The organism is Streptomyces sp. NPDC097981 (genome assembly GCF_040302565.1).
Lineage (GTDB): Bacteria > Actinomycetota > Actinomycetes > Streptomycetales > Streptomycetaceae > Streptomyces.
In genome coordinates, this window is sequence record NZ_JBEORW010000111.1 from 1 (window position 1) to 8,003 (window position 8,003).

Annotated in this window: 7 protein-coding genes and 2 pseudogenes; 7 read left to right on the plus strand and 2 right to left on the minus strand. The window is 71.6% G+C overall.

The genetic code is table 11. From position 1 onward, the window contains the following. Nucleotides 1-94 precede the first annotated feature (94 nt). The 3 genes and pseudogenes from ABTY04_RS39685 to ABTY04_RS39695 form a co-directional block, all read left to right on the plus strand. Nucleotides 95-253 (plus strand): annotated as a pseudogene (locus ABTY04_RS39685) (dehydrogenase); the annotation flags it as partial. Nucleotides 254-373: 120 nt separating this feature from the next. Then, a pseudogene (locus tag ABTY04_RS39690) lies at nucleotides 374-619 on the plus strand (LexA family protein); the annotation flags it as partial. Nucleotides 620-1,244: 625 nt separating this feature from the next. Then, nucleotides 1,245-1,838: a tyrosinase family protein gene (locus tag ABTY04_RS39695; protein WP_352218299.1), complete on the plus strand. Its 594-nt coding sequence runs from the start codon at nucleotides 1,245-1,247 to the stop codon at nucleotides 1,836-1,838. A 38-nt stretch (nucleotides 1,839-1,876) separates the two neighbouring features. Here ABTY04_RS39695 and ABTY04_RS39700 read toward each other — a convergent pair whose 3' ends face one another. Further along, nucleotides 1,877-4,654: a heavy metal translocating P-type ATPase gene (locus ABTY04_RS39700; RefSeq protein ID WP_352218300.1), complete on the minus strand. Its 2,778-nt coding sequence runs from the start codon at nucleotides 4,652-4,654 to the stop codon at nucleotides 1,877-1,879. Between the two features lie 205 nt (nucleotides 4,655-4,859). On the opposite strand from ABTY04_RS39700, the gene ABTY04_RS39705 reads away from it, so the two are divergent. The 4 genes from ABTY04_RS39705 (at nucleotide 4,860) to ABTY04_RS39720 (ending at nucleotide 6,458) form a co-directional block, all read left to right on the plus strand. Further along, a complete protein-coding gene (locus ABTY04_RS39705) occupies nucleotides 4,860-5,090 on the plus strand; it encodes an SHOCT domain-containing protein (RefSeq protein ID WP_352218301.1) in 231 nt (76 codons plus the stop codon). A 57-nt stretch (nucleotides 5,091-5,147) separates the two neighbouring features. Further along, nucleotides 5,148-5,387, plus strand: coding sequence for a DUF2933 domain-containing protein (locus ABTY04_RS39710; protein WP_352218302.1), 240 nt, complete (start codon nucleotides 5,148-5,150; stop codon nucleotides 5,385-5,387). Between the two features lie 37 nt (nucleotides 5,388-5,424). Continuing rightward, nucleotides 5,425-5,628 carry a hypothetical protein gene (locus tag ABTY04_RS39715; RefSeq protein ID WP_352218303.1) on the plus strand — a complete coding sequence of 68 codons (204 nt, stop codon included), beginning with the start codon at nucleotides 5,425-5,427 and terminating at the stop codon, nucleotides 5,626-5,628. Nucleotides 5,629-5,810: 182 nt separating this feature from the next. Further along, on the plus strand, nucleotides 5,811-6,458 hold the full coding sequence (locus tag ABTY04_RS39720; protein ID WP_352218304.1) for a DUF305 domain-containing protein: 648 nt from the start codon (nucleotides 5,811-5,813) through the stop codon (nucleotides 6,456-6,458). Nucleotides 6,459-6,709: 251 nt separating this feature from the next. On the opposite strand, the gene ABTY04_RS39725 is transcribed toward ABTY04_RS39720, so the two are convergent. Continuing rightward, a complete protein-coding gene (locus ABTY04_RS39725; protein ID WP_352218305.1) occupies nucleotides 6,710-7,633 on the minus strand; it encodes a DUF8832 domain-containing protein in 924 nt (307 codons plus the stop codon). Between the last annotated feature and the right edge of the window lie 370 nt (nucleotides 7,634-8,003).

Below are 8,003 nucleotides of genomic sequence, written 5' to 3' on the forward strand. Positions count from 1 at the left end.
CGCACGACGGCGCAGCTCAAGCGGGTACTGGGAAGAACGTGCCATGACTCGATCCTCTCAAACGATCGAGTCCCTACCGAACCCGGAACGGTTCAACGCCGGCTGCCCCGGCTACGTCGCGACCGACCTCAACGGCTTCCGCGGGGTGCGCACCCCCGAACAGGGCGCGGCGATCGCCATCAAACTCGCGACCCTGCCCGACGAAGGCCCGACCGGCCAGTTCTTCGACGACGCCGGCATAGTGCCCTGGTGATGCGCGCGGCGGTCATCACCCGCCGGGTGAGGCGGCTTCGCCCGCGCGTCTCCAACAGGTCCATCGACTGCGTCGACTGCCCCGGCCGACGCTCCGGTGCCGGGGACAACGCTCCGCACGGTCGTCGGCGACAGCATGATCGACGCAGCCATCTGCGACGGCGACATCGTCACCGTGAGGCAGGCCGACGCCGCGGACCACGGCGACATCGTGGCGGCCATGCTCGACGGCGAAGCCACGGTCAAACGCCTGCGCCGCGAGAACGGCCAGGTCTGGCTCATGCCCCACAACCCGGCTTACCAGCCGATCCCCGGCGACGCGGCCGTTATCCTCGGCAAAGTGGTCGCCGTCCTGCGCGCGCTCTGAACTCCGAGCGCCCCGCGCCGCCGACGGGCTGGCCTCCCCAACGGCGTACGAACCGCGACTCCTTCACGAGCCGGCAGAAACGCCAGCCAGTACCAGAACGACGACGGGACCCCGACGCCCCGCTCGAAGGACGCCGCGAGCATGCGCCGCTTCGTCGCAGAGCACATCAAGGCCCACGGCCGCCTCGTCGGCGCCCGCCCCAACGCCGCCTGCAGCTGCGGCAGCGCGCAATGCGCGCTGCCGCAGTTCCCGCGTCCAGTGCGCCGGCACCAGCCTGCTGGTCCTGGTCCACAACCCGGCCGTTGGCCAGGTCTGGACCCTGGCAGAGGTCTGCCAGGCCTGCGCCCGCCACATCCCGCACCTCGCCGTCCTGGCCACCGCCAAGCCCACGCTCCCCGCCCCCGCGACCCCTGCCACGCAGCAGCCGGCGCAGCGGGCCGCGGTGCCAGGAGGATTCTCCTCGCCTGGGGCCGCACCTGATCCCTCACCGGGGCGGCGCCGCCCCCACCGCCCGCGCCGGTCCCGCGGCTGAGGCCGGCCCCGCTTCCCGGCGGTCAGCCCCCGTACCGGCGCCCCTGCGGCCACGACTCGTTGAACGCTCGAAGCCGCCCCCACCCCGCAGTTCATGGGGTACGGCGGGGCTGACCTGCAGCCCATCGGGCAGCCATTTGAGAACGCCGGCTTCTACGCCCCGCATGCGAACCCGTTTCGGTCCGACAACGCCTTCGACCCGAACAACAACCCCGCCGACCCGCCGAGGACGGTGAATCGGCAGGTCAACGGGTTGCCCATCGACGCGCCGCGGGACCAGGACGTCCTGGACGCCGCGGACTACGAGACGATGCGGCAGGTGCTCGAGCAGAGCCACAACGAAATGCACGGCTTCGTCAACATGGGCGGGACTCACATCTCGTTCCGCGACCCGTTCGTCTTCCTGCTGCACTCGAACGTGGACCGGCTCTTTGCCCTGTGGCAGCACCAGCCTGGCCACCCCGAACGGCTCGACCCGGAACACGTGTACGGCTCCCTGAACGGGAACCCCGAGCTCGCCGGGAACATCGAGCCGTGGTCGAGCGGCTGCACCCTCAACGAGGTCACCGGTCAGGAGAACTTGATCCGGCCCTGGTACGACCCCGAGAAGATGGGTGTCCCGAAGTCCTACATGGACCTGTCGGTGGTGGTCCCGCGCCGCTACGACACGAACCCGGGCGTGGTCTGACGCACCCGCGCACGGGCCGGTGAACCCCGGTGGAGGGCTCACCGGCTTTCGTGTGTGGTGTGGGGCGTGGTGGTGTAGCGGCTCGGGTCGGCGTCGAAGGCGGCGGCGCAGCCGGTGGAGCAGAAGAAGTACTCGCCGATTCCGGTCTGGCGACGCTCCGCGGCGCCTGCCGGGTCGATACGTATTCCGCACACGGGGTCAACGACCTGCCTTGCGGTGCCTGCGTTGTCCCGGCGGGCGTGCGGGCCCGCATCTGCGGGCTGGCCGTCGGCCGGCGCGTGGTCTGCCGGTGTTTCGACTCGGGGCTGGACGCGGGCCGGTGTGGTGTGCGGCAGGGGAGCGGGGTGCCAGCGGCGCAGGCGGGAGGCGTTGGTGACCACGGACAGGGAGCTCAGTGCCATGGCTCCGGCGGCGATGATGGGGCTGAGGCGGATGCCCCACAGGGGGTAGAGGGCGCCGGCGGCGAGGGGGATGCCGATGGCGTTGTAGACGAGGGCGAAGAACAGGTTCTGCTTGATGTTGCGCATGGCGGCGCGGGAGAGGCTGACGGCGGTGACGACGCCGGTGAGGGATCCGGAGATGAGGGTGATGTCGGCGGCTTCGATGGCGACGTCGGTGCCGGTGCCGATCGCCAGGCCCACGTCGGCGGCGGCGAGTGCGGGGGCGTCGTTGATGCCGTCGCCGACCATGCCGACGGTGCGGCCCTCGGCTTGAAGCCGGCGGATCTCGTCGGCCTTGTGCTCGGGCAGCACCTCGGCCAGCACCCGGCCGATGCCGACCTGGGCGGCGATCGCGGCGGCGGTACGCGCGTTGTCGCCGGTGAGCATGACCACCTCGATGCCCAGGCGATGCAGGGCGGCGATGGCAGTCGCGGAGTCGTCTTTGACGGTGTCGGCCACGGCCAGGACCCCCGTCGGCCGGCCGTCGATCCCGGCGAGGACGGGCGTCTTCCCTGCGGCCGACAGGCGCGCCGCCTCCGCGCTCAGCGAGCCGGTGTCGATGCCGGCGCCGGCCAGGAGGCGGGGGGAGCCCACGAGGACGGTGTGGCCGTCGACGGTCGCCTTGACGCCCTGGCCGGTGACGGAGTCGAACTCGGAGGCGGTCGGCCAGGCCACGCCGCGTTCGCAGCTGCCGGCGACGACGGCCTGGGCGAGCGGGTGCTCGCTCGGTTCCTCGGCCGCGGCCACCAGCCGCAGCAGCTCGGCCTCGTCGGTGCCGCTGGCGGTGTGGACGTCGGTGAGGACGGGCTTTCCCGCGGTGACGGTGCCGGTCTTGTCGAGGACGACGGTGTCGAGCTTGTGGGCGCTCTCCAGGGCCTCGGCGGAGCGGATGAGGATGCCGGCCTGGGCCCCCTTGCCGGTGCCGACCATCACCGACAGCGGGGTGGCCAGCCCGAGCGCGCAGGGACAGGCGATGATCAGCACGGCGACGGCCGAGACCAGGGCCAGGGTGAGGGCCGGCGCCGGCCCGAGGGTGAACCAGAGGGCGAACGTGGCGACGGCGATGGCGATGACCGCGGGCACGAAGTAGGCGGAGACGGCGTCGGCCAGGCGCTGGATGGGTGCTTTGGAGGCCTGCGCGGCCTGGACGAGGCGGATGATCTGGGCGAGCATCGTGTCCGAGCCGACCTTGGCGGCCCGTACGCGCAGGGAGCCGGTGGTGTTGACGGTGGCGCCGATGACCGTGTCCCCGGCGCGCTTGGTGGCCGGCATCGGCTCGCCCGTGACCATCGACTCGTCGACGGCGGACGAGCCGGCCAGGACCTCGGCGTCGACGGGGATTTTCTCACCGGGCCGGATCACGATCTCGTCGCCGACGGTCACGTCCTCGACGGGCATCTCGGTTTCGGCGCCGTCCCGTACGACGCGCGCGGTGCGGGCCTGCAGTCCCAGCAGGGAACGGATGGCTTCGCCCGTGCCGGCCTTCGCGCGGGCCTCCAGCAGCCGGCCGAGCAGAATCAGGGTGAGGATCACGCCGACGGCCTCGTAGTACACCTCCCGCACGTCCTCGGGCAGCAGGCCGGGGGCGAGGGTGACGAGGAGGCTGTAGCCGTAGGCGGCGCTCGTACCGAGGGTGATCAGCGAGTTCATGTCGGCGCTGCGGTGGCGCAGCGCAAGCCAGCCGGTCACGTGGATCGGCCACCCTGTGTAGAACATCACCGGGGTGATCAGCGCCAGCTGGAGCCAGTGGTTCAGCATCCATCCCGGAACCCAGCCGGCCCCGAACAGCTCGTGCGCCATCACCGCGAACAGCACCGGGGCGGTGAGAACCGCACCGGTCACGACCCGGCGGGTCAGGTCCACGATCTCCGCCTGCCGCTCGGCGACATCGGCGGCCTCCGCCTCGGCCGCCGACCGCTCCACGGCGGCCGCCGGGCCGCCGCCCGGCGCGATCGCCGCCTCGTGGGCGGCTGGGGGTGGTGACGTGGACTGCGGGTGTCCGTCCGGTTCGACGACCAGGGTGCCGTGGATCATGTTCATGCCGCAGGCGAAACCGAACGTGCCCGGTTGGTCCGGGCTCAGGCGCACCGTGGTACGCGTGTGGGCGGGCAGCCCGGCGCTCACGTGCAGATCGGGGAAGACGACCCGGGAGGTGCACTCTCCGGACTCCTGCCGGTCGAAGACCAGCTCCAGCGGCGTGCCCTGCCGGACCTTGATCAGGTTTGGGCTGTAGCCGCCCCGAACGACCACGTCCACCCGCTGGATTCCGTCCTCCAGCCGGGCGGATCCGGCCCGGCGGGGGCCGAAGAAGTACCAGCCCAGCCCGCCGATCACCACGACGGCGAGCACGACGACCACCACGTCAACGGCGCCCATGGGCTCTCGCCTCCCTGTCCGGCCCGTCCCTTCCAGCATGCGCCCCCTCGCGGTGCTGCGAGGCAGGGACCGGGCGGCCCCGGAAGGGACCCATTCGGCCCCGTCCCCCGCAGCCCGGTCGGCGTGACGATGCAGGTAGGACAAACCCCCGTCGGCGAAGAAGGCGAGCGGTGATGATGTTCTGGTACGACCCCGACGTCAGCGGATGGGGCTGGTTCGCGATGACGGCCGGCATGATCCGTTCTGGGCGCTGACCATCACCGCGGCCGTGCTCCTCCTCCGGGCCCTGAACCGCCTCCAGGAGCACACTCACACCCCGGCCGCCCCGCCAGCCGAACAGATCCTCGCCCAGCGGCTGGCTCGAGGAGAGATCGACGAGGACGAGTACAAGCGCCGCCTGGCCGTCCTGCACGGCCACCCGCAGAACGCCCCCTAGCCCGGCCCACGGGCAAACCCGGTCCGGGCAGCCACGGCTTCAGGCAAGGAGGCCGCCGTGAACACCAACCGCAACTACGGCCTGTACGCCCTCGCCGCCGCGATCGCGTTCGTCGGAGCCTTGGCGCTCGGCGTACCGGTGGCGACGTTGGCCTGGCTCGCGATCATTGGTCTCTGCCCGCTGATGATGTTCTTCATGATGCGCGGCATGCGTGGCGACGGGCACGAGGGGCACAGCCCGTCCGACCGGGACCGGCTCGACAAGCATGACCACCCCACCGGGCCGGGCCGCGCCTGACAGCGCGGCTCGGACATCAGGCAGGCGGGTGGGGACCATGGCCGCGGTGATGACCGTCCTGGCCGGCGCCCTGATCCTGCCAGGTGCCGTCTATGACACGGCCCGACTGATCACCCCGACCGAGCCCCGTATCCCGCCGCTCGCCCGCACGGACGCCGCCGCCTACCGGCGGCGGATGCCCCTTGTCGGCCCGTGGGCGGCGCACAGCACCCGCCTGGCAACGGCAAGGCGCACGTCGTGACCGCGGCCTGCGGCGCACAGTGGAGCGCCGACGCCGGGCAGACGCCCGCTGGTGACCGCCGTGATCTCCCGCAGCGACCGCCGGGAGCCCAGGCCTGACTCGCCCCGCTCGTCCTGCCTGCCCGCGCACTGTTCCACCCCCACCGGCAGGCCCGCCCGCCGGCTCGCCCAAGGAGGCACACCATGAGCACCAACCGTCCGACCGGCCGCCGCGCCGCCCTGACCGCAGCAGTGGCCGCGCTCGTCCTGGCCGCCCCGGGCGGCGCCGTAACCGCCGCCTCGGCCGAGCCGGCCCACTTTGCCAGTGTGACGATGCGCGTCCTCACGCAGGCTGACGAGCACAATCAGGCGGACGTCACCTTCTCCCAGCGGATGATCCCCCACCACCGCCAGGCCATCGTCATGGCGCAGATGGCCCGCAGCCACGATTCCTCGCCCGAGGTGAAGGCTCTCGCCGAGCGGATCCAGAAGGCGCAGGCCCCCGAGATCCGATTGATGACCGGCTGGCTGAGGGCATGGGGCGAAACCGTGCCGCGGGGCATGGGCAGCATGCAGGACATGGCCGGCATGGGACGAGACGATGACGGTGCGACGTCCATGCCCGGCATGATGCACAGGACACAGGTGACCGACCTGGATCGGGCCTCCGGCCGGGCCTTCGACACGATGTTCCTGACGATGATGATCGAGCACCACGAAGGCGCCATCGACATGGCCAAGTCCGAGCTTCGTCACGGCTCCTACGGTCCGACGAAGGACCTCGCGGCCGACATCATCCGCAGCCAGACCGCCGAGATCGCACAGATGCGCGCCATGCTCGAGGCACGCTGAGGGCGCGGCCGCCGGTCCATCGACGCGTCTGCCCAGGCCTAAGGGCCGGGGCAGACGCCGGGCTCAGCGGCTGTGAGCGTGGCCGTCGCCTGAACGCGGCCTCTTTGAGGCACCCCAGAGGAGTGGTCCCCACACGGTGCCGCCGCCGAAGCGCCGACGAGGCATCCTGACGATCGGCTGCCGCCTCCCTGGGCATGGTTTCCAGGCAGTGGCAGGGCGGGCGCCGCCGTTTCGGGCGGCGCCCGCCGGGATCAGCCGACGTTCAGGGTCAGACCGGCGGTGTGGAGCTTTCCGCCGGTCTGGAACTGGAGGAACAGCCGCCAGTTGCCCGCAGTGGGCAGCTCGGCGTGGAAGGCGAGGTCGGGCCCGCCGTTGTTGCCGGTGACCTGGGTGGTCGGGTGCAGGTGGGCGAACGCCTGGTCGCCTTCGTGGAAGGCGGTCAGGTGGGCGTAGGTGTCCAGGTACGGCTGGAGGTCGGTGACCGGCTTGCCGTCCTTGGAGACCGAGACGGTCAGGGGGTGCGCCATGCCCGCCATGGGCTTGCTCTTGACGGTGATCGTGTAGCCGTCGGCCTCGGCCGTGGTCGCCGGGGCGGGCAGCGGGGTCTCGGCGACGTTTCCGGGAACGGTCACCGTCCGCGACAGCACCAGGTCCTTGCCCTTGCCGCTCCCGCTGTCGGGGGTGAAGGAGGTGAACATCCGCCAGGTTCCGGGCGTGAGGGCGGCCAGGTCGGCGGTCCAGGTGCCGTCGGGGGACATGACGGGGTGGATGTGCTGGAAGCCCGTCAGGTCGGAGCGGATGGCGTAGAAGTGCATCCGCTGGGTCTGCTCGAGCGCGAACGCCGTGACCGGCTTGCCGTCCGGACCACTGATCGTGAACCGGTACGCGGCCGGATTGCCGGACGCCAGAGCCGTTTCCGGGGAGGTGAGGCGGTAGCCGTCCTGGCTGTCGGACAGGCCGGAGCCTCCAGCGGCCATGTGATCCATGCCGGGCGTGTCACCCATCGACGACGACGCACTGGGCGAGGCGGAGGCGTGGGTGCCGTGGTCCATACCGGGCATGGACGAGGAGTCGTCGGACGAACCGCAGGCGGCCAGAGTCAGGGCCAGAGCCACGGCGGTGCCGGCCGCGGCCAGAGCGCGGCGCCGGACGGTGAAGCGGAGGGAAGCGAGCATTTCTTGAGGTCTTTCCAGGTGGGCGCACCACAGCGATGGCGCGCGGGAACGTGAAGGGGCGGCGCCTGAGACCGGCCGGTGGCCGGGGCTCGGCGGTGCCTGTCACGTCCGCGCGATGCAGACCCGATTCAGCAGATCTCGCCCGCCGTCAGGCGGTCCACGTCTTCCGGTCCCGCCTTGCGGTGCCCGCAGGCGCGCCGACAGCCCCGCCATGAGTGCCCCGAAGACGGCCACGGCCAGGAGGCCGGGGGCCGCCAGCGGGATCCGTTCGTGTGCTGAGCTTGTTCCGCTTTGACGGACACCGTTGGTGTGGTGGTCAGGCTGCGAGGGTGGTCTCGTATTCAGCGGGACTGCGGTAGCCGAGGCTGCT

Excerpts from the sequence above, each read along its gene's own strand:
- ABTY04_RS39715 (WP_352218303.1), top strand. The coding sequence starts at position 5,425 with ATGGCCGCGGTGATGACCGTCCTGGCCGGCGCCCTGATCCTGCCAGGT.
- ABTY04_RS39700 (WP_352218300.1), bottom strand. The coding sequence starts at position 4,654 with ATGGGCGCCGTTGACGTGGTGGTCGTCGTGCTCGCCGTCGTGGTGATC.
- ABTY04_RS39705 (WP_352218301.1), top strand. The coding sequence starts at position 4,860 with ATGGGGCTGGTTCGCGATGACGGCCGGCATGATCCGTTCTGGGCGCTG.
- ABTY04_RS39720 (WP_352218304.1), top strand. The coding sequence starts at position 5,811 with ATGAGCACCAACCGTCCGACCGGCCGCCGCGCCGCCCTGACCGCAGCA.
- ABTY04_RS39695 (WP_352218299.1), top strand. The coding sequence starts at position 1,245 with ATGGGGTACGGCGGGGCTGACCTGCAGCCCATCGGGCAGCCATTTGAG.
- ABTY04_RS39725 (WP_352218305.1), bottom strand. The coding sequence starts at position 7,633 with ATGCTCGCTTCCCTCCGCTTCACCGTCCGGCGCCGCGCTCTGGCCGCG.